Here is an 18632-nt window from a genome sequence, read left to right on the forward strand (position 1 = left end):
TTCATTGCCCTTAATTGGTATTTATCGTAGAAGGACCTCTGCTGCCCTTCCGTCTGCTCTCGTGCTTGCAATCACCTTATGACACCTCAAAAAACTGCTCTCATTGCCGGCGCCAGCGGCTTGGTTGGCAGCCAACTCCTTACGTTGCTGCTAGCCTCCGAGCGCTACGCCAAAGTCATTGTGATAGGTCGGCGTCCCTTGCCCCAGGTGCACCCCAAATTAGAGCAGCGCATATTCGGACTTGATGACTTGGATCAGCACCGGCTGGGTCTGATTGCCGATGATGTGTACTGCTGCCTGGGCACCACCATGCGGCAGGCGGGCTCAAAAGAGGCTTTTTATAAAGTCGACTACCTTTACGTGGTAAAGCTGGCAGCGCTTACGGCCGGTAACTTTGCGGCGCAGTTTTTAGTTGTATCAGCGATGGGGGCCGATGCAAATTCGCGCATTTACTATAATCGGGTGAAGGGTGAGATGGAGCAGGCGGTGCGGCAGACGCCTTTTCGGGCCATCCACTTTTTTCGGCCTTCTTTATTGCTGGGCAACCGCACAGAAAAGCGCTTAGGCGAGCAGATTGGAGCCGTTTTGTTGAAAGCGCTGCGGCCCTTGATGGTGGGGCCACTGCGTAAGTATCAGCCTGTTGAGGCAGTGACGGTAGCGCGGGCTATGTTGCGTGCCGCTGAGGAAGACGGCGGCGGAATACGCGTGCATTTGTCGGATGAAATTGCCGAGGCGCGCTAAAACCAATGAATGGAGATGAGTTCAGCACGGAGTTTGTGCTTTAGGGTGCCAGTTGAATTTTAACCCTAACATCTCAGTAATGAAGTTTTTGTACCGCCTTGTTTTATTACTCCTTTTAACGGCCCCGGCTGCCTACGCCCAGAAAGGCGGCTACACCACTGGTATCGGTCTGCGGGCCGGCGGATATTCTTCGGGACTCACCGTAAAGCACTTTTTGAGCGGCAAGAACAACGTGGCCTTTGAAGGCTTGCTGACCAGAGAGTACGCTGCCCGCGGCGGCCGGCTAACCCTGCTGCTGGAAAAGCACATGCCCGTAAGTGATATCAAGGGCCTACAATTTTACTATGGTGCTGGTGGCCACGTTGGTTCATACAACGGGCGCTACTACTTCACTGATAGACGCTATTATGGCCGTAAAGGCAAGGATTACTATGAAGTTTATTACGAAGAAGACCGGAATTATGTCGCCTTTGGTGCTGACTTGATTCTGGGTCTGGAGTACAAATTGCCGGATCTGCCCTTCGTGGTAGGCGTGGACTACAAGCCATTCTTCGAAGTATTTGACGGTTATACTGGTCTGTACTCGGATGCAGCCTTTAGCTTGCGCTTCGTTTTCTAAGCCAGCGAATTCGATCAAACCCAAAAAAGCCCCCAGACAATGTCTGGGGGGCTTTTTTGCGTTGGTATACCTGTTACTAGCGAATCCGGCCACGGTCACGACCATAGTGGTGGCCGTCGCGGCCGGGCTGGCGAGCATCCTGGCGATAATAGCCCGGCCGGGGCCGCACGACTACGGTGCGCTGCCGGTACGGCCGTATGATAACAGGCTGGCGCTCTACCACAACCACTCGCGCTGGACGATGGTAGTAAGGCCGTGGTCGATAACCGTAATAAGGGCGAGGCGGCGGATAATAGGCTGGTCCGCTTGCTACCACAACGCCGGGCTGGGCGGAGGCCACGCAACCCGTCAGCAGGGCTGCCGAGAAAACCAGCGCCACTAGTACCAGAGAAGATTTGATGAGCTTTTTCATAGTCTATACAATGGCGCCTTTGTTCGGCTTCCACTTGTAATTAGACACAGATTTTTGCGCTGGGTTTAATGAAACGACCCTAAAATTTCAGATCCAATTTCATCACAACAGCCTGCCAGTAAGTGCTATTATGAGCGTAGCGCACATATCAGATCTACTTTCTAAAACCTGAGCTGGGGGGCTTTTTACAACGTACCAACTCCTGCTAAAACTCAGTACATGGCAATAAAAAGCGCCCGCTGCTCCTTGGAGCAGCGGGCGCTTGCATTACTTCTCAAACGTCAAAAACTCGACTACTTTTTTCCGTATTCGGTGTTCAGGCGCTTTAATACCGGAGCCGTTACGTCGAGGTCTTTGCGGCTGTAGGCAATAGAGCCGCCAGGCTGTGCAATGAGAATAAACTGGTAGCCGTTCTCTTTGCCATACTGCTCAATCAGCTTATTTACGCGGGTTAGTACCTGCTGGCTCATTTTGGCTTCTTCCTCAGCCGCCTGGCGCTGTAGCTTTTGCTGCTCTTGGCCCACCTTCTGCTCCTGCTGCTGCAATTGCTGCTCGGTAGCGGCCCGTTGCTCAGGCGTGAGGCTGGCAGCTTGGGTCTGATATTTCTGCACGGCCGACTGGAAGTTGGTTATCAGCGTTTTGTTCTGCTGCTCCCAACCTTTGGCCTTCGCCTCGAAGTTGCGGCGCGCGACCTGCATCCCTTTGTAGCCATCCAGCAATTTGCTTGACTCTACATAACCGATTTTGACGGGCTCAAGAGCCGCAGCTACTGATGCGGGCCCTGCGGCATCTGTTGTGTCCTCAGGGGCGGTGCCAGCGCTGTCAGCGGCAGTAGTGATGGCCGCAGTTTTGGCCACGGCGGGCACGCTGGCTGGCTTCTGGGCAAAGTGCAGGTAAAATAATACGGCCACGGCAACAACCAGAACCGCATTGATGGCTAAAAGCAAGGAATTCGTCTTCATTCAAAAAAATAGTAGCGGCCGACACCTCGCCGGGTCCCCAAAGAAACGCAGAAACCGGCAGGATCAGAAATTGAGGCCAACGGCCGGCTTTACAGCGCTTGGTTGACGCTGCATTCTGCCCCGTAAATAATCCTATATCTGATCGTCGTCCTCCTCCTTCGCTCTGGGGGGCATTTCTAACAGATGAGGCCAGTGCTCCGTGCGGCCGGGGGGCAAATTATCGGGCCAGGCAATGTGCACCAGCGCGTCGCCCTGATTCACGACCGGCATATGATTTAAGCCAATAACGTAGCCGGCCGTGGGCGTTTCGAGCCGCACGGTGCCTTCGCCATACGGGTCGGCCACGCTGCCGTATACCTGCCCTTTTTCCAAAAACTGCCCATTTTGCACATGACTGCGAAAAAGGCCCGCGAACTTCGCCCGCAGCCACGTATGCCGCCGACACACAATGCTCGGCTGGGCGGCTGCCGTAGCTTCAGCCAGCATTCCTAGTTGGTGTAAAACGCGAAATGTGCCGGCCATAGCCAACTCAATGCCGGCTTCATCGAGGCGCAGCGATTCGCCGGTTTCGTACACTATAATGCGGCGGCCCTGCTGCATAGCCGCCTCGCGCAGTGAGCCGGGTCGCAACGACGCGTGCAAAGTAAACGGCGCCGCAAAAGCGGCAGCTAATGCATCGGTCTGGTCGTCTTCGCCCAACAGACAGCGCACCTGAGGCATATTGGCCCGAGCCGCGCCACCCGTATGAAAATCGATGCCGTAGTCGATCAGGGGCATGATTTCGCGCATAAAGCGGTGGGCAACTCTGCTGGCCAACGATCCGCGCGGGTTGCCCGGAAAGCTGCGGTTCACATCTTTGCCATCGGGCACCTCCCGCGAGAAATTGAGGAAGCCGTAGATGTTGAGAATAGGAATGGCAATGATAGTACCGCGCAAGGGCTGCAACAAATCGCGGCGCACCAGCCTCCGAATCGTTTCGATACCATTCACTTCGTCGCCGTGCATCCCGGCCATCAGCAGCACCGTCGGTCCCGGCTCCTGCGCCCGATACACGTACACAGGCACATCAATAACGGTGCGGGAAGGCAAACGCGAAATCACCAACCGCGTCAGCACCCGTTCGCCCGGCCTGATAACCAAGCCGTTAATCAGCATGTCGGTGGGGCCGTAGGTGTGGGGCAAAGGCTGAGGTGTTAAGAGTGAAAGGAAAATAGCTGCATTTCAACCCGGTTAGCCAACTACATCAGGCTGGGTATCAGGCTGGGGGGCTTTTCTGGTCGTTTTCTTCGCGGAATCCTTGCGCTTGCTATGCACCAGCGCCGCCGTGTACTCAATGATTTTGCCGGCAATATCCAGGCCCGTGGCCTTCTCAATACCTTCCAGCCCCGGCGATGAGTTCACCTCCAGCACTAGCGGGCCGCGCTTGCTTTGCAGCATATCAACGCCGGCAATGCCCAGCCCCAGCGCTTTGGTAGCCAGCAAAGCAGCCGCTTTTTCGGCACGGCTCAGCTTCACCAGCTTGCCCGAGCCGCCCCGGTGCAGGTTAGAGCGAAACTCGCCTTCCTTGCCCTGGCGCTTCATGGCACCCACTACTTCGCCGTTCACCACAAAGGCTCGCAAATCGGCGCCTTTGCTCTCGGCAATAAACTCCTGCACAATGATGCGGGCTTTGAGGTTATGAAAGGCCTCTATTACCGATTGGGCAGCTTTTTCAGTCTCGGCCAGTACTACGCCCAGGCCTTGCGTACCTTCCAGAAGCTTGATGATAACCGGGGCGCCTCCCACCTGCTTGATCATTTCGGGCACATCGTCGGAGTAGTTCGTAAAGGCAGTTTTGGGCATCCCCACTCCGGCCCGCGACAGAATCTGCATGGAGCGCAGCTTATCCCGTGAGCGTACAATAGCCTGGCTATCAATGGCGGCTCGCACTTTCATCATCTCAAATTGCCGTACCACGGCCGTACCGTAGAACGTAACCGAGGCGCCGATGCGCGGGATGATGGCGTCGAAATCCGTCAGCTTTTTGCCTTCGTAAATAATACCCGGCTGGCCTTTCTCCAGCACCAGGTTGCAATGCAGATGGTCGACGACCACCGCCTCGTAGCCGCGCAGCGTGGCTGCTTCGACAAGGCGCATGGTGGAGTACAGCCTCGGCTCGCGCGAGAGAATGGCCAGTTTCATTGGAAAGAGTAGGTCAGAGGTAAATGGGGAGCGGCGGCAGGAAAACAGGGAAAAGCCTAATCAACTTAGGGCCGCGGATGTTTAGCTACGGCCTGACTTTTATACGACAAATGTAGGCGAGCCACATCAACTACCAGTTGTGCTTGACGCAATAACACCCGCCCGATGAGTACGGGGTAGCGCATATCGGAGCGGTCAGACAGGGAAAACTCGGCGGGAATATCTTCGCCAAATAACTGAATAACTGTCTGAATAACATAGCGTTCCTGCACTTCCCCATTCGAGCTTTTGATGTCACGCAGGGAGAAGTCGGCGAACTGTAGCGGCCGGCCATTAAAATTTGGATGTGAGGGGTCGAGCAGCTGCACGCAGAGCAGTTGGCGGCCGTCGGGCAGGGTTTCGATGTGAATATTGGAGCAGTGAATGGCGCCCGTATAGGCTCCCGTATCTACCTTGGCCTCTACCCCACGCAATTTGAATTGCGGGAAATCAACCAGCTCTCTTCGCCCCACTACTCGTTTTGCAACCCGCTTTTTTATCATGGTAAAGGCAATATAAGGGAAGCAACTGGTTAGAAGCCAAAGCTTCCCGATTCGGCACCCGGATGGCTTACCTAAGGATAGCGCTTAATTCATTCCCTTCAGAGTAAATTATAGAACTGGGGGCTTTTTTATCTGCGCCAGCCCAGCAGGTGAAGTTGGGGGGCTTTTTAGCTTAAACTCTTAACTCATCCTGCCGTTCCCACAAAACGCGCGTTCACCTTACCCGCATCTGTTATCAACTTTCCTATGCATAATCACTCTTCCAGCGGCTTATGGCGCTCCCAAGCCCAATCATTCGGCCGCATCTTGCTGTATCAAGGTGACATTACTACCCTTAATACCGACGCGATTGTAAATGCCGCCAACTCCTCCCTGCTCGGTGGGGGCGGCGTTGATGGGGCTATTCACCGTGCCGGCGGCCCTCAAATTCTGGAGGAATGCCGCCGCTTACGAGCCGGTCACTACGGCAAAGGCTTACGAACAGGGGAAGCCGTGATTACCACGGGTGGCCGCTTACCTGCTCAGCATGTTATTCATACCGTGGGGCCAGTTTGGAACGGTGGGCACTAGCAGGAGCCGGAGCTATTGGCCAACTGCTACCGCAACAGCCTTACTATTGCCGCTCAGCATAACCTGACGAGCATCGCTTTTCCGGGCATAAGCACCGGAATTTATGGGTATCCCAAACCCGAAGCCACTACGATTGCTGTGCGCGAGGTACTAGCCTTTCTGGAAACTCATGAGCAGCCAGCTGAGGTTGTATTCGTGGTATTCGATGGGGAAACCAAGCGCCTGTACGAGCAAGAACTAACGGCTAAGACGTCGGCGCAATAAGTTCGGGGTGACGACGCAGGTACGCGGCTACGTCGTAGATAAGGCCCGCGTGGCCCGTGTCGAGGAGCACGGTGCGCGCCTGCTGCAACGAGCCGATAAAGCGTTGCAAACCAGCGTGCGGTATTACGCGGTCGTGTTTTCCCAGAAAAAAGGTAACCTCCACGTTATGCTCGTTCAGAATACGAGCCAGGTCTTTCAAGCTGAATACCAGCAGCCGAAAGCCAACCCAGCTTCGATACACGCGCAGACGCTTTTCCCGGCTTTCGAGCTGCCATTCGGCAAAGCGTATCAGGTTGGTATCCACTACGCGGCGCTCCCCCAGCGCATTGAGAAAGCGTAGCAGCCGCTGCGGGCGCAGCACCGCCCGGCCCAGCACCCCGCGCATCCAAGGCGGGTAAGTAGCCAGCGAGTACCAGAACTGACGCTGCAGGCCATCGGGCGCGATAAGCCAGATTTTCTCCACCCGACCAGGGAAATGCTCAACGGCAGTAAGTGCAAATTTGGCCCCCATGCTGAAAGCGAGCAGACTAAACTGGTCTATGCTTTTCTCAGCCAGAAACTGCTCCAGTAGTTCGCCAAGGCGCTTTTTGGTTAACGGAGCATCAGCTTTGGCAAGCCGGCTATTGCCATGATAAAACAGATCGAACGAGTAGATGGTAGCCCTATCGCCCAGCACGGCGGCTATGCTACGCCAATGGCCTTCGCTTTGCCCATAGCCGTGGAAAGCCAGCACCACTCGCGGGCCGGTGCCATAGGTCCGATAATGTAAAGTTGTTTTCAATGGCGAATGCTAGCTACGGCCGTTCTAAGTCATCATGTGCCCGGCCTGTAGAGACGCATACTGGCGTCCGATCGTTACGGTTATTGTTTTGATGGCGCAGTACCGGTCGTTCAACGACAAGACGCGAGTACGCGTCTCTACAGCCGCGAAACGCCCCCCGACACCACAAACTTCATCACCTCGCTGCTGGGCAGCTCCAGAAAAGTGACGTTCTCCTTGGGCACTAAGAATAGCTCGCCGGAAAAGTTGTAGGAGTGTGGGCAGTAAACGGCTACCAAGTCGGGGCGGTTGGCGGGCTCCATATTCTCCTGCGTCACAAACCCCATTTTGAAAATCTTGGCTTCCGGGTTAACGCACATGACGACGGGGCAGTTAAACTTCTGATTATCGCCCACAAATGCATCAAACAGATCTTTGAGGCTAGAGTAAATAATGCTCACCAGAGGCGTGCGGTGCAGCACTCGCTCAGCGATAATGAGGAAGGGCCGCACCATAAACGACTTGGCAATGAAGCCCACAACCGTGAGAAGCACTATAGCCGTCAGCAAGCCAATACCGGGGGGCACATTGTCCATGCGAAACAAGCCATCGAGCCAGCGGATAGTAGCAAACAGAATGTAGATGGTGAGGCCAACCGGCGCCACAATCAGGAAGCCGTTCAGGAAGTAGTTGAAGAGTTTGCGCATACGGCAGCAGAAGTAAACAAAAATGCCCGACCAGAAACCGGCCGGGCAAATAACGATGATGTTGAACAGAAATCCGTGCGGGACTATACTGCCTCTAAGGCTACCTGCGCAATGCGGTCGGCCACACGCTGCATCAGCCACATGGGCGTGCTGGTAGCGCCACAAATCCCGACAGAATTGGCCCCCACAAACCATTCATCATTGATATCCTGGTCGTTTTCGACGAAGTAGCTGCGCGCGTTCGTTTGGTTGACTACCGAAAACAGCGCCTTGCCGTTGGAGCTTTTGCGCCCACTCACAAACACTACTACATCGTGCTCCACGGCGAACTTTGCCAACGCAGGCTCGCGGTTGCTTACCTGCCGGCAGATGCTGTCGTTGGCATCGAAGCTATCGAGGCTGCCCCCGGCGGCGGCAATGCGGTTCTCTATCAGCTGCTTCATGCGGTAGAAGCCGGCAGTGCTCTTGGTCGTTTGGCTAAACAGCGTAACGGGGCGGGCAAAGTCGATTTGGTCGAGGTCGGCTTCGGTCATCACGATTAAAGCGCGGTTGCCGGTTTGACCGGCTAGGCCAGTAACCTCAGCATGACCCGGCTGCCCGTAAATGACAATCTGGCCCTCGTGGCGGCGGCTGACGTCGTAAGCGTGCTTTACGCGGTTTTGCAGCTTAAGCACCACCGGGCACGAAGCATCAATCAGCTCCAGGTTGTTGCGCAAAGCCAGTTCGTAGGTCTCGGGCGGCTCGCCGTGGGCGCGTATCAGTACTTTGCTATCGTGTATCTGCTGAAGCTGTTCGCGGTCGATGATGCGCAGGCCGCGCTGGTGCAGGCGCTCCACTTCCATGCGGTTGTGCACAATATCGCCCAGGCAGTATAAAGTTGACTCGTTCTCCAGCTCATCCTCAGCCATTTGAATGGCGAACTCAACGCCAAAGCAATAGCCGGAATTTTTATCGATAATGATGTTCATGACAGGGAAAATATTTCGGCAGTTGTAGCTGCAACTTTAGTGCCCTAACTGGCCGCCGACAGCGCCAGACCTTGTTCATCTTTTTGGCATTTAGCCGGGTAAACTCATGTGTACTACGAAGATTAGCACAAAAAAATGCCTCCCAAAACGATATAGTTTTCCCTAACCCAACTTCTAGGCCCACGGAGCCATTACTACCTCAATATCTTTTAGGTACGGTAGGCCGTGGGGGGCTTTTTTTCATCGTTTGGCACTGCTAGGTCGCCAACCGCTGCTAGCGAAAATAGCGTAGCCGATACACGCTCCAGCACGAAATCTACCTGCTCATCAATAGTAATATGCGTGGTATCGAGCATTATGGCATCGGTAGCACGGCGCAAAGGGCTTTCGGCGCGGGTCGAGTCGAGGTGGTCGCGCTTGGTGAGGTTTTCGATAATCTCCTCCACTTCCACCTGCTCGCCATTTATAGCCAGCTCCTCCTGCCGACGCAGGGCCCGCACGCGGGTTTCGGCGGTCATAAATACTTTCACCTCTGCATCCGGAAACACGGTTGTGCCGATGTCGCGGCCGTCCATCACCACTCCGCGCTTGCGGCCCATGCGCTGCTGCTGGCTGACCATGGCGTGGCGCACGGCCGGAATCACCGACACCTCGCTTACAGAGTTAGAGATATACATCTGACGAATCTCATCTTCGCGGATTTCGCCGTCCAGACACAATTCATTTCGCCCCGTGCGGCGGTTGCGCTTAAACGAGATGTGCATATCGTGCAGGGCCTGCTCGATACGGGGCAAATCATCGAAAGCGATTTTATGTTCGAGCAAATACAGGGTCACGGCCCGGTACATGGCGCCTGTGTCAATGTAGGCATACCCTAACTCGGCGGCTACGGCTTTGGCGGTAGTGCTTTTGCCGCACGAAGAGTAGCCGTCGATGGCAATGACGATTTTTCTCATGGGGAAGTCGTTCGGCGCGGGGGCAAGGGGACGGGAATCCAGGTTCGACGACGTGGTACGGCAGCCGCGGCTAAGCGGGTGGGCACAGACTGGAAGAGTACCATTACGCACTCCGCCGCGCCCTGCTCCAGTTGCCGCTCCACGTAGCTGAACGGATTGATAAAGGTACAACCAGCTATCTGTATGCCGACCAGCCCGGAGGCGTCGCGGTGCCAGTGGCCCCCAAAGCTACGGATTATGCACTCCCCCAAAAAGCACCCCAGCGCATTTACTGCTCCGGTTAAGGCTTCCTGCTTAATACTAGCTCGCTCACGGTCAATGAACTCAGCGAGCTTTGACACCGCTACCCCGTCAAAAGAAGAGAAGTTTAAATTTTGCCGCACGGCTTCGGCGGCGCTTCGTAGTTCTCCCATCGCAGAAAAAACGCAGCATCCGGTAACTGACGTGAGTAAGGTTCAAAATGAAAACTACCGGATTAGTCAAGTTTTAAATCTACGAGAGAAGAAAATAATATTTAAGGGAAAATATAGTAATTAAATCCAAGTTTTACGAGGCAATTCCGCTTCCAAACGGTCCGGAATCTGCTCAAAGAATGTCATTACTGAATCAGCCAAGCCATGCTTTAGCTGCTGCCCTACCCGGTAAAAGGGATTCAGAAATAGCTTGTTACGCAAGCCAATGCCCGTAGTGCCATCTGGGCCAGTAGCCCACTCACCCTGGTAAGTTTGCGCGATGCACTCACCCAGAAAGCAGCCCAAAGCATTTATTACGCCTTCACGGCTCGCGGCGGGCAATTGGGCGCGCTGCCCTTCGATGAAGTCGGAGAGGCGCTGCACACCGGCGGCATCGAAGCCATTGACCTGCAATTGTTGGCGCACGGCATCAGCGGCAGCGCGGAGGGCGGTGAGTGGGTTTTGCTCGGGGGGCATTTTTGGAAGGCGTTAATTAGAAAGTAATCTACCGAGCATCCCCCATTCGTGGACGATGGTTCATGCTTTCCCAGTTGCTAGTTAGTACGACACTGTTGCTCAAAGGCTATTGACGGAAAATATTAGCGGCTTCCTCGTAGCTGACCTGCTCAATTTCCCTTTTAAAGAGGTACGCATAGATGATTCGCTTGAAATCATCCGGTCCGACCAATCCGGCTCGAATACGTTGGCATAGCAAGGGATTATCGACAAAAAGCGTCGATGCATGTTGTGCAAAGGCGCTTTGTTCATAGGGTAATCCTACAATAGCCAACTCAGGTGACATCCGTAGCAGCCAGATGTTCAAGTGCCCAACAGTATTGTGGCTCCGCATCAATTGATCATGCTGCAAGACTTGAATTCTTCCAGTAAGCATCACTCGAAAGAATTCTGCTTCGCCGAATGGTTTTTCATTTGGCGCGCCTACCATTGCTACCTGTCGCACCACAGCGAAGCTATCAGTTCCAATGGTGAATCCTTGCAAGTCAGCTGTTTGCAAGTTTATTGGATCGGCTTTTCCTTGCTCAACCTGAACAACGTTACGTTCCAAATCCTGCCATACACGTAATTTACCGCCGTGTCGAGACCCGTCTAGCAGCGTGTAGAACCCAGGCTTGAACTTACCTATGCTCGTTACTTGCATAAACTTGGCATGCCTCCCCTGGCTGTGAGCAACAGTACTTGCTAGAAGTAGCACAACAACCAGCATTAATTTGCCGGCGATGCGCAAATGGCTCATTTGTATCAGCATTAGCAGTCGTGCGTGGGGCAGGGCATGCGGCCGCCTTTGCTTTGGCGCTTGAAGGCTTTGGTTTTCTTTTGCTGGGCTGTGCGCTGAGCGCAACCGGCCATGGGAGCCACGGCAGAACCGGTCAGTACTGCGGCCAGCAGCAAGGTCAATATCTTTCTCACGAGACGAATTTGGCAGGGATAATTAACCAAATATAAGGTTCTTTACCCGTCCGCCGGCCTGGGGGGCAAATTCTGAACCCTCTACTTTCCTGCCTTATGCCCGCCGAATTTAGCCTGCGCGCCAACGTTATTGATCTGTTTGCCAACACCATAGCTCCGGCTACTATATATGTGGCTGGGGGGCAAATTCAGCGCATAGAGCCCCTCTCCTCCCCCACACCCGATGCCACGCTGCCCTATGCGCTGCCTGGGTTTGTAGATGCCCATGTGCACGTGGAAAGCTCCCTGCTCGTGCCCGCCGAGTTTGCCCGGCTGGCCGTGGTGCATGGCACGGTAGCCACCGTCTCCGACCCCCACGAGATTGGGAATGTGCTGGGCACGGCGGGCGTGGAATATATGCTGGCCAGCGGGCGCACGGTGCCGTTCAAGTTCTGCTTTGGTGCTCCTTCCTGCGTGCCGGCCACGTCTTTCGAAACGGCTGGGGCGGTTATCTCGGTGCAGGATATTGAGCAGCTGTTTCAGAACCCCGAAATCGGCTACCTGGCGGAGATGATGAACTGGCCCGGCGTGCTGCACAACGACCCTGATGTAGCGGCTAAAATTGGGTTGGCCCAGCGCTACGGGCGCCCCGTGGATGGCCACGCGCCCGGCCTGCGCGGCCAAGATGCCCAGCGCTACGCCGCCGCTGGCATCAGCACCGACCACGAGTGCTTCACCGCCGACGAGGCCCGCGACAAGCTGGCCATAGGCATGAAAATCCTGATTCGGGAAGGCTCAGCGGCCCGCAATTTTGAGGCGTTGATTGATTTGCTGCCCGAGCACTACGAGAACATGATGTTCTGCTCCGACGACAAACACCCCGATACGCTGGTGCTGGGTCACATCAACCAGCTGGTTCAGCGGGCCGTAGCGCGTGGCCAGGATGTGCTGAAAGTGCTGCGCGTGGCTTGTTTGAACCCCGTGCTGCACTACAACTTACCCGTAGGCTTGCTGCGCGAAGGCGACCCCGCCGACTTTATCGTGGTCGACGACCTGGCTGATTTCCGGGTGCGCCAAACCTACGTGGGGGGCAAATTGGTAGCCGAAAATGGCCAAACGCTTATTCCCGCCGCGCCGGTATCGGTGGTCAATAACTTTCACGCCCAGCCATTTACATCCACAGATTTTCAACTATCCGCTCCGCAAAAAGCCCCCCAGACACAGTCAACCGAGATTCGCGTAATCGAATGCTTCGACGGCCAACTCATTACTGCCCGCCACAACCTGCCCGCCAGCGTTGAAAATGGCCTCGTCGTATCTGACGTAGCGCGCGACATACTCAAGCTCACGGTGGTAAACCGGTATGAAGCAGCGCCACCGGCAGTTGCCTTCATTACCGGCTTTGGTCTGAAGCGCGGCGCCTTAGCTTCCAGCGTCGGCCACGATTCGCACAACATTACCGCCGTTGGCACTGATGATGAGAGCATTGCCCGCGCCGTAAACCTGGTTATCGAGGCGAAAGGTGGCCTGGCGGCCGTGGGGGGCAAATCTGAAGAGGTATTACTCCCTTTGCCCGTGGCCGGCCTAATGTCTGATCAAGATGGCTACCGCGTGGCCGAAGCTTACGCCGCCGTAGATGCGCTGGCTAAAGAGCTAGGCTCGCCCTTGGCCGCCCCGTTTATGACATTGTCATTCATGGCGCTGCTGGTTATTCCCAGCCTAAAACTCAGCGACAAAGGCCTGTTCGATGGCGAAGCGTTCCGGTTCGTGGAAGCGGTGGTGTAACAATCTGGTGCTCTACTCTAATCGACCGTCATGCAGAGCGGAGCGAAGCATCTTGCGTGTTTAGCGGGATTAGTAATCAGACCTCAGCATGCGAGATGCTTCGTCGCTGCTTCATGCGCAGAATGCTCTGCATGACAGGCGATATTATATCATTAACTACAAAAAAGGCCGCTGCACTTTCATGCAACGGCCTTTTATTAGAAGCCAATTCTTAAAGACTTACACCTCAGCGAAGCGCTTACTCATCAGCTTGTTCAGCTTCTCCTCAGTGAGTGGCTTGGCCAGGTACTCCACATCCGGGTATTGCGCCACGCGGGCGGTGTCGGCGGCGTGCATGGAGGTGGTAAGTACCGCCAGTACCGTGTGGGCCTTTACTTCCTCGGGCAGAGCGCTGTAGCGTTGCAAAAACTCAAAACCGTCCATTCCCGGCATCTTCAGATCTACAAAGACCAAGGCTGGCGTTTCGCTGGGCACTGGGTCAACGAGATTGCGGCCTTCGCCCCAGAAGAAGTCATAAGCCTGCTGAGCACGGGTGAAAACCAGCACGTTATCGGCCACATCGAGGCGGGTGAGCAAGCGATTGTTCAGAAAACAGGTGGTCTCGTTGTCATCCACCAGCACGATATTGCGCAGCTTTTTAGTCACGGTCATAAGTCTTAGTATTTCTATAAGGAGAACATTAAACCGGAAGCGGGCAATAAAGATATTTTTTCTTTACAGCCATCCTTGCTCCCGCATCCAGTCGTCGTTGTAAATTTTTCCTAGGTAACGCGTGCCGTGGTCGGGCAGGATAATTACCATGGTGTCATCTTCCTGCAAATGCTCACGAGCATACTCCAAAGCGCCGTACACGGCCGATCCGCAGGACCAGCCCACGAATAAGCCCTCTTCTTTGGCCAAGCGGCGCGTCATTACGGCCGCATCCTGGTCGGTTACTTTAATGAAAAGGTCGATCAGGTCAAAGTCGACGTTTTTGGGCAGAATGTCCTCCCCTATGCCTTCTGTTTTGTAAGGATAAATCTCGTTTTCATCGAAAATACCCGTCTCTTTATATTTCTTAAACACCGAGCCGTAGGTATCCAAGCCAATGGATACGAGGTTCGGGTTTTGCTCTTTCAAGTACTTGGCCGTACCACAGATGGTGCCGCCGGTGCCCACACCGCAAGCGAAGTGGGTAATCTTCCCATCCGTTTGGGCCCACAGCTCAGGGCCGGTGCCCTCATAATGAGCAGCGGTGTTTGAAAGATTGTCGTACTGATTTGGGTAAAAGGAATTAGGCGTCTCCGCGTTCAGACGACGGGCCACGGAGTAGTAAGAGCGCGGATCATCGGGAGCAACATCCACAGGGCAGATAACCACCTCTGCGCCCACAGCGCGCAGAATATCCTGCTTTTCCTTGCTTTGCTTGTCGCTCATTACAAAGATGCACTTGTAGCCTTTGCTGATGGCAGCCAGAGCCAGGCCCATGCCGGTGTTGCCGCTAGTACCTTCGATGATGGTGCCGCCGGGCTTGAGCAGACCTGCTTTTTCGGCATCTTCTACCATACGCACCGCCATGCGGTCTTTCACGGAGTTGCCTGGGTTAAAGTATTCAACCTTGGCCAGCACCGTGCCTTTGATGCCGTCGGCTACTTTATTGAGTTTGACCAGAGGAGTGTTGCCGATGGCTTCAACTATGTTATTCAGATACATACAGTTGGGTACGCAGAGTAGTTGGGTGGACCGCAAAGGTACGAATTTACCTTCTTAGCCCCGCGCTGCTGTTCATCACATGACTATAGACGAGCCCAAATCCTGACAGAGAAAGAGCCGTAAAGCGCCCTAATAAGGCATATGGGTTTCACAAGTAATCCGTTCAGCTGCTACCTTCCGGAAGGGAAGCGGCCGCGCGGCTTGCCTCCCCCCCAAAAAAGCCTACTTTTGCGCACCGATGACTTGCTAAGTCATTCCCCATTACCACCCTATATCGCATTTTCCTCCTAACCTTTCTCCTAATGAGCGTTCTGGTCAATAAGGATTCTAAAGTGATTGTGCAGGGCTTTACGGGCTCCGAAGGCTCGTTTCATGCTCAGCAGATGATTGAATACGGCACCAACGTGGTTGGCGGCGTAACGCCCGGCAAAGGCGGTACCACCCACCTCGACCGTCCCGTGTTCAACACCGTAGCCGAGGCCGTAGAGCAGGCTGGCGCCGACACGAGCATTATTTTCGTGCCCCCGGCTTTCGCCGCTGATGCTATTATGGAAGCCGCCGACGCGGGCATCAAAGTCATCGTGACCATCACCGAAGGCATCCCGACCAAGGACATGATTGCGGTAAAAGAATACCTGAAAGGCCGCGACGGTCTGCGCATGATTGGACCTAACTGTCCCGGCGTAATGACTGCCGGCGAGTGCAAAGTGGGCATCATGCCCGGCTTTATTTTCACCAAAGGCAAAATCGGTATCGTTTCGAAGTCGGGCACACTGACGTATGAGGCTGTTGACCAACTCACCAAAGCTGGCCTCGGCCAGACCACGGCTATCGGCATTGGCGGCGACCCGATCATCGGCACTACTACCAAAGAGGCCGTTGAACTGCTCATGAACGACCCCGAAACCGAAGGCATCGTGATGATTGGTGAAATCGGTGGCGGCATGGAAGCTGAAGCGGCCCGCTGGATCAGGGAAACCGGCAACAAGAAGCCCGTTGTAGGCTTTATTGCTGGCCAAACTGCACCTCCCGGCCGTCGCATGGGCCACGCAGGTGCCATCGTAGGCGGCGCCGATGACACGGCGGCGGCTAAAATGGCCATCATGCGCGAGTGCGGCATCCACGTAGTAGACTCTCCCGCCGAGATTGGCGACACGATGCTGCGCGTATTGCAAGGCGAAAAGGTTACCGCGTAGTTTCTTCGACTAAATCAACCATAAAAAAGCCCCCCAGAAAGATTCTGGGGGGCTTTTTTATGGTTGACTGTTTCCCTACTTCTTTCCACTTTGCCCGCCTACATTTACAACTACACCAAAATTAAACACCGAGTTAGAGGCCTTTAAAAACTTCTGACTACGCAAGCCAAACATGCCGCCGCTGATCAGTTGAAGCTGCACCGGGCCGGCCAACTGCACGCGGGTGAAGGTGATAGGCTCGACAAAAACGTTGTCCTCGGGCGTGACAGCTATATTATCGACTCGTAAGTTGCTTAGTTCTAAGTAGCTCAGGCGCAAGGCTGTGCCGTACGAAACAGGAAAGTCGTTGCCGAAAAGGTGAAATGACTTCTTCTCTTTCGAGCTGTAGTTTACTTGAAGGAAATACTTATTTAGCTTGCCTTCTACCTTGCGCTCCTCGGTTTTAACATCATTCTCGGTTTTGAAATCGGTGCGCTTGGTGGAGCCGGCGCCGAGGCCCACGTACACCTCCAGCGCCCGCTTATCGGGGAGGCGGGTGAAGTAACCGCCGCCTATTTCGGCGAATCGGTGCTCCTCGGCTTTGCGTTTTTTATCGGTATTCAGCGTCGTGAACGTGCCGATGGCTCCGATGTGCTCGCCGATGGCGTAGGCCCCTTGCAAAGCGAGGTTGTTATCCAGATTAGTATGAATACCGCCGCTGAATTCGCCCTTCTGGGTGAGCAGGGGCACATTTGGCGGCGGAGGAAAGTACAAAGAGGTACATGCACCTAGCCCAGGCAGAACGGCAAGCAGGGCAAGGCGGCGCAGAAATCGGTTAGCCACAAGGCGGAAGTTATTGTTAAAGTTATGCAAGCCAGCAAACCGTTTATGGAATAGTCGGCTGCCAAGCTGAACCGTATAGGAATAGCTCTGGGGGGCAAAAATAGCATTACCCCGCGCATAACTCGTCTTCCCGCTCTCTGATTTCCGTATTCTATGCCTGATTCCTATGATGTTGTGATAATTGGCTCCGGCCAGGCCGGCAATCCATTGGCTACTGCGCTAGCCGACGCCGGGCGAAGCGTGGCGCTGATTGAGGAGTATTTGCTGGGCGGTTCGTGCATCAACTACGGCTGCTCGCCGGTCAAAACCATGCTGGCCTCCGCTGAGCGCGCCCACCAGGTTCGCACCGCCGCCGGCTTCGGCGTACAAGCCAACGCGCCCCGCGTAGACATGGCCGCCGTAGTGGTCCGCAAGAATGAGGTGATTGGAGCCATGCGCGAAGGCGTACGCAGCAACCTCACCCAAGAGCGCCCCGGCATCACGGTGCTGGCGGGTCGGGCAGTTTTTACGGGCCCGCACAGCGTGCGCGTAGCCATGGAAAGCGGCCCCGAAAAGGAGTTGACCGCACCACTGATTTTTATCAATACCGGCACCCGCGCCGCCATTCCGGAGGTAGAAGGCTTAGCTGAAACTGGCTTTCTGACCACCACCGAACTGCTCGATCTGACGGAATTGCCTGAGCATCTGCTAATTCTGGGCGGCGGCTACATTGGGTTGGAGTTCGGTCAGATGTACCGGCGCTTCGGCAGCCGTGTCACTATTATTGAATCGGGCAATCAAATACTGGAGCACGAAGACGAAGACGTATGCACCGCCTTGCAGGAATTATTGGAGGCTGAAGGCGTTGAGTTTGTGGTCGGCGCTGAAGCTTACCGCACGACTAAAGGCGCTGGGGGGCAAATCACCGTCACGGCTCGCACCCGCAGCGGCGAGCGACGCTTGAGCGGCACTCACCTGCTCATTGCCACCGGCCGCACGCCCAACTCGGATAAGTTGAACCTGGCCGCGGCTGGCGTTCGGGTTGATGAAAAAGGCTACATCAAGGTAAACAGCCGCCTCCAAACCAACGTGCGCGGCGTGTATGCCCTCGGCGACGTGCACGGCGGCCCCCAGTTCACCCATCTCAGCTACGACGACTACCGCATTGTCCGCGATGCGCTGCTGGGGGGCAAATCGCGCTCGGCCAAGCAGCGCCCCCTGCCCTACACCGTCTTCACCGATCCGCAGCTGGGCCGCATTGGCTTATCGGAGGAGCAGGCGCAGGCACAGCAGATCGACTACCGCGTGGCCGTCATGCCGGTTTCTACCATTGGGCGGGCCCGCGAAACGGGCCGTCTGGGGGGCTTTTTCAAGGTCTTGGTCGATGCGAAAGACCAGATAATTGGGGCCGCCATCCTGTGCGCTGAAGGCGGCGAAATCATGACGATGCTGCAACTGGCCATGACCGGCAAGCTCAAATATCAGGTACTTCTGCAGATGATATTTGCGCACCCGCTTTGGGCCGAAGCCCTGAATAATGTGTTTGCGAAGCTGGGAAAGCCAAAAAAGTAAACGCCTCAGCCCCTATCTTTTACTCAGGAGGCAAAAGCTGAGTCC

Annotated in this window: 20 protein-coding genes and 2 pseudogenes; 6 read left to right on the forward strand and 16 right to left on the reverse strand. The window is 55.1% G+C overall.

Annotated elements, in window-relative coordinates; all coding sequences use genetic code 11:
• Nucleotides 1–78: 78 nt before the first annotated feature.
• Both IEW06_RS13485 and IEW06_RS13490 read left to right on the forward strand, forming a co-directional pair.
• Nucleotides 79–741, forward strand: coding sequence for an NAD-dependent epimerase/dehydratase family protein (locus IEW06_RS13485; RefSeq protein WP_187732989.1), 663 nt, complete (start codon nt 79–81; stop codon nt 739–741).
• Between the two features lie 79 nt (nt 742–820).
• Nucleotides 821–1360 carry a hypothetical protein gene (locus IEW06_RS13490; protein ID WP_187732990.1) on the forward strand — a complete coding sequence of 180 codons (540 nt, stop codon included), beginning with the start codon at nt 821–823 and terminating at the stop codon, nt 1358–1360.
• A 76-nt stretch (nt 1361–1436) separates the two neighbouring features.
• Here the strand turns inward: IEW06_RS13490 and IEW06_RS13495 are convergent, their stop codons facing one another.
• The 5 genes from IEW06_RS13495 to IEW06_RS13515 all read right to left on the reverse strand — a co-directional run bounded on the left by IEW06_RS13495 (nt 1437) and on the right by IEW06_RS13515 (nt 5457).
• Nucleotides 1437–1772, reverse strand: a complete 336-nt coding sequence (locus tag IEW06_RS13495; RefSeq protein WP_187732991.1) for a hypothetical protein — start codon at nt 1770–1772, stop codon at nt 1437–1439.
• 293 nt (nt 1773–2065) lie between these two features.
• Nucleotides 2066–2734 carry an OmpH/Skp family outer membrane protein gene (locus tag IEW06_RS13500; protein WP_187732992.1) on the reverse strand — a complete coding sequence of 223 codons (669 nt, stop codon included), beginning with the start codon at nt 2732–2734 and terminating at the stop codon, nt 2066–2068.
• Between the two features lie 132 nt (nt 2735–2866).
• Nucleotides 2867–3916 (reverse strand): succinylglutamate desuccinylase/aspartoacylase family protein, encoded by a 1050-nt coding sequence (locus tag IEW06_RS13505; protein ID WP_308422019.1) that lies wholly within the window; start codon nt 3914–3916, stop codon nt 2867–2869.
• Nucleotides 3917–3964: 48 nt separating this feature from the next.
• Complete coding sequence (rimK, locus tag IEW06_RS13510; protein ID WP_188548415.1) at nt 3965–4915, reverse strand: 30S ribosomal protein S6--L-glutamate ligase; 951 nt, start codon at nt 4913–4915, stop codon at nt 3965–3967.
• Between the two features lie 65 nt (nt 4916–4980).
• Entirely contained in the window at nt 4981–5457 is a 477-nt protein-coding gene (locus tag IEW06_RS13515) for an ATP-dependent zinc protease family protein (RefSeq protein ID WP_187732994.1), read from the reverse strand.
• Nucleotides 5458–5703: 246 nt separating this feature from the next.
• Here IEW06_RS13515 and IEW06_RS13520 point away from each other — a divergent pair.
• A pseudogene (locus IEW06_RS13520) lies at nt 5704–6291 on the forward strand (O-acetyl-ADP-ribose deacetylase).
• Here the strand turns inward: IEW06_RS13520 and IEW06_RS13525 are convergent.
• From IEW06_RS13525 to IEW06_RS13560, 8 genes are all read right to left on the reverse strand, one after another.
• Nucleotides 6272–7072: an alpha/beta fold hydrolase gene (locus IEW06_RS13525; protein ID WP_187732995.1), complete on the reverse strand. Its 801-nt coding sequence runs from the start codon at nt 7070–7072 to the stop codon at nt 6272–6274. The pseudogene IEW06_RS13520 and the gene IEW06_RS13525 overlap by 20 nt on opposite strands.
• Before the next feature lie 137 nt (nt 7073–7209).
• Nucleotides 7210–7758: a DUF502 domain-containing protein gene (locus IEW06_RS13530; protein WP_187732996.1), complete on the reverse strand. Its 549-nt coding sequence runs from the start codon at nt 7756–7758 to the stop codon at nt 7210–7212.
• An 83-nt stretch (nt 7759–7841) separates the two neighbouring features.
• The gene (locus tag IEW06_RS13535; RefSeq protein WP_187732997.1) at nt 7842–8726 is read right to left on the reverse strand and encodes a 4-hydroxy-3-methylbut-2-enyl diphosphate reductase; all 885 of its coding nucleotides are present in this window, start codon (nt 8724–8726) and stop codon (nt 7842–7844) included.
• A 209-nt stretch (nt 8727–8935) separates the two neighbouring features.
• Complete coding sequence (gene cmk / locus IEW06_RS13540; RefSeq protein ID WP_187732998.1) at nt 8936–9682, reverse strand: (d)CMP kinase; 747 nt, start codon at nt 9680–9682, stop codon at nt 8936–8938.
• Nucleotides 9679–10095, reverse strand: coding sequence for a hypothetical protein (locus tag IEW06_RS13545; protein ID WP_187732999.1), 417 nt, complete (start codon nt 10093–10095; stop codon nt 9679–9681). Before IEW06_RS13545 ends, cmk begins: the two co-directional genes overlap by 4 nt.
• 120 nt (nt 10096–10215) lie before the next feature.
• Entirely contained in the window at nt 10216–10611 is a 396-nt protein-coding gene (locus IEW06_RS13550; RefSeq protein WP_187733000.1) for a hypothetical protein, read from the reverse strand.
• A gap of 106 nt (nt 10612–10717) precedes the next feature.
• Nucleotides 10718–11389 carry a hypothetical protein gene (locus IEW06_RS13555; RefSeq protein WP_187733001.1) on the reverse strand — a complete coding sequence of 224 codons (672 nt, stop codon included), beginning with the start codon at nt 11387–11389 and terminating at the stop codon, nt 10718–10720.
• A gap of 11 nt (nt 11390–11400) precedes the next feature.
• The gene (locus tag IEW06_RS13560) at nt 11401–11562 is read right to left on the reverse strand and encodes a hypothetical protein (RefSeq protein WP_187733002.1); all 162 of its coding nucleotides are present in this window, start codon (nt 11560–11562) and stop codon (nt 11401–11403) included.
• A 96-nt stretch (nt 11563–11658) separates the two neighbouring features.
• Here IEW06_RS13560 and ade point away from each other — a divergent pair, with 96 nt between their 5' ends.
• On the forward strand, nt 11659–13326 hold the full coding sequence (gene ade / locus IEW06_RS13565; RefSeq protein WP_188548416.1) for an adenine deaminase: 1668 nt from the start codon (nt 11659–11661) through the stop codon (nt 13324–13326).
• A 219-nt stretch (nt 13327–13545) separates the two neighbouring features.
• On the opposite strand, the gene IEW06_RS13570 is transcribed toward ade, so the two are convergent.
• The gene (locus IEW06_RS13570) at nt 13546–13977 is read right to left on the reverse strand and encodes a response regulator (protein ID WP_187733003.1); all 432 of its coding nucleotides are present in this window, start codon (nt 13975–13977) and stop codon (nt 13546–13548) included.
• Nucleotides 13978–14043: 66 nt separating this feature from the next.
• Nucleotides 14044–15018: pseudogene (locus tag IEW06_RS13575) on the reverse strand (PLP-dependent cysteine synthase family protein); the annotation flags it as partial.
• Nucleotides 15019–15320: 302 nt separating this feature from the next.
• Between IEW06_RS13575 and sucD the strand changes: the two are divergent.
• Nucleotides 15321–16214, forward strand: a complete 894-nt coding sequence (gene sucD / locus IEW06_RS13580) for a succinate--CoA ligase subunit alpha (protein ID WP_187733005.1) — start codon at nt 15321–15323, stop codon at nt 16212–16214.
• A gap of 75 nt (nt 16215–16289) precedes the next feature.
• On the opposite strand, the gene IEW06_RS13585 is transcribed toward sucD, so the two are convergent.
• Nucleotides 16290–16943 carry a hypothetical protein gene (locus IEW06_RS13585; protein WP_188548417.1) on the reverse strand — a complete coding sequence of 218 codons (654 nt, stop codon included), beginning with the start codon at nt 16941–16943 and terminating at the stop codon, nt 16290–16292.
• 246 nt (nt 16944–17189) lie between these two features.
• On the opposite strand from IEW06_RS13585, the gene IEW06_RS13590 reads away from it, so the two are divergent.
• The gene (locus IEW06_RS13590; protein ID WP_188548418.1) at nt 17190–18587 is read left to right on the forward strand and encodes a mercuric reductase; all 1398 of its coding nucleotides are present in this window, start codon (nt 17190–17192) and stop codon (nt 18585–18587) included.
• Nucleotides 18588–18632 lie beyond the last annotated feature (45 nt).

The sequence above is a fragment of the Hymenobacter qilianensis genome, from assembly GCF_014638675.1.
GTDB classification, from domain to species: Bacteria; Bacteroidota; Bacteroidia; order Cytophagales; family Hymenobacteraceae; genus Hymenobacter; species Hymenobacter qilianensis.

What these genes read in the sequence shown, in the direction of transcription:
- IEW06_RS13485 (WP_187732989.1), top strand. Translation starts at nt 79, where the DNA reads ATGACACCTCAAAAAACTGCTCTCATTGCCGGCGCCAGCGGCTTGGTT.
- IEW06_RS13490 (WP_187732990.1), top strand. Translation starts at nt 821, where the DNA reads ATGAAGTTTTTGTACCGCCTTGTTTTATTACTCCTTTTAACGGCCCCG.
- IEW06_RS13495 (WP_187732991.1), bottom strand. Translation starts at nt 1,772, where the DNA reads ATGAAAAAGCTCATCAAATCTTCTCTGGTACTAGTGGCGCTGGTTTTC.
- IEW06_RS13500 (WP_187732992.1), bottom strand. Translation starts at nt 2,734, where the DNA reads ATGAAGACGAATTCCTTGCTTTTAGCCATCAATGCGGTTCTGGTTGTT.
- rimK (WP_188548415.1), bottom strand. Translation starts at nt 4,915, where the DNA reads ATGAAACTGGCCATTCTCTCGCGCGAGCCGAGGCTGTACTCCACCATG.
- IEW06_RS13515 (WP_187732994.1), bottom strand. Translation starts at nt 5,457, where the DNA reads ATGATAAAAAAGCGGGTTGCAAAACGAGTAGTGGGGCGAAGAGAGCTG.
- IEW06_RS13530 (WP_187732996.1), bottom strand. Translation starts at nt 7,758, where the DNA reads ATGCGCAAACTCTTCAACTACTTCCTGAACGGCTTCCTGATTGTGGCG.
- IEW06_RS13535 (WP_187732997.1), bottom strand. Translation starts at nt 8,726, where the DNA reads ATGAACATCATTATCGATAAAAATTCCGGCTATTGCTTTGGCGTTGAG.
- cmk (WP_187732998.1), bottom strand. Translation starts at nt 9,682, where the DNA reads ATGAGAAAAATCGTCATTGCCATCGACGGCTACTCTTCGTGCGGCAAA.
- IEW06_RS13545 (WP_187732999.1), bottom strand. Translation starts at nt 10,095, where the DNA reads ATGGGAGAACTACGAAGCGCCGCCGAAGCCGTGCGGCAAAATTTAAAC.
- IEW06_RS13550 (WP_187733000.1), bottom strand. Translation starts at nt 10,611, where the DNA reads ATGCCCCCCGAGCAAAACCCACTCACCGCCCTCCGCGCTGCCGCTGAT.
- IEW06_RS13555 (WP_187733001.1), bottom strand. Translation starts at nt 11,389, where the DNA reads ATGAGCCATTTGCGCATCGCCGGCAAATTAATGCTGGTTGTTGTGCTA.
- ade (WP_188548416.1), top strand. Translation starts at nt 11,659, where the DNA reads ATGCCCGCCGAATTTAGCCTGCGCGCCAACGTTATTGATCTGTTTGCC.
- IEW06_RS13570 (WP_187733003.1), bottom strand. Translation starts at nt 13,977, where the DNA reads ATGACCGTGACTAAAAAGCTGCGCAATATCGTGCTGGTGGATGACAAC.
- sucD (WP_187733005.1), top strand. Translation starts at nt 15,321, where the DNA reads ATGAGCGTTCTGGTCAATAAGGATTCTAAAGTGATTGTGCAGGGCTTT.
- IEW06_RS13590 (WP_188548418.1), top strand. Translation starts at nt 17,190, where the DNA reads ATGCCTGATTCCTATGATGTTGTGATAATTGGCTCCGGCCAGGCCGGC.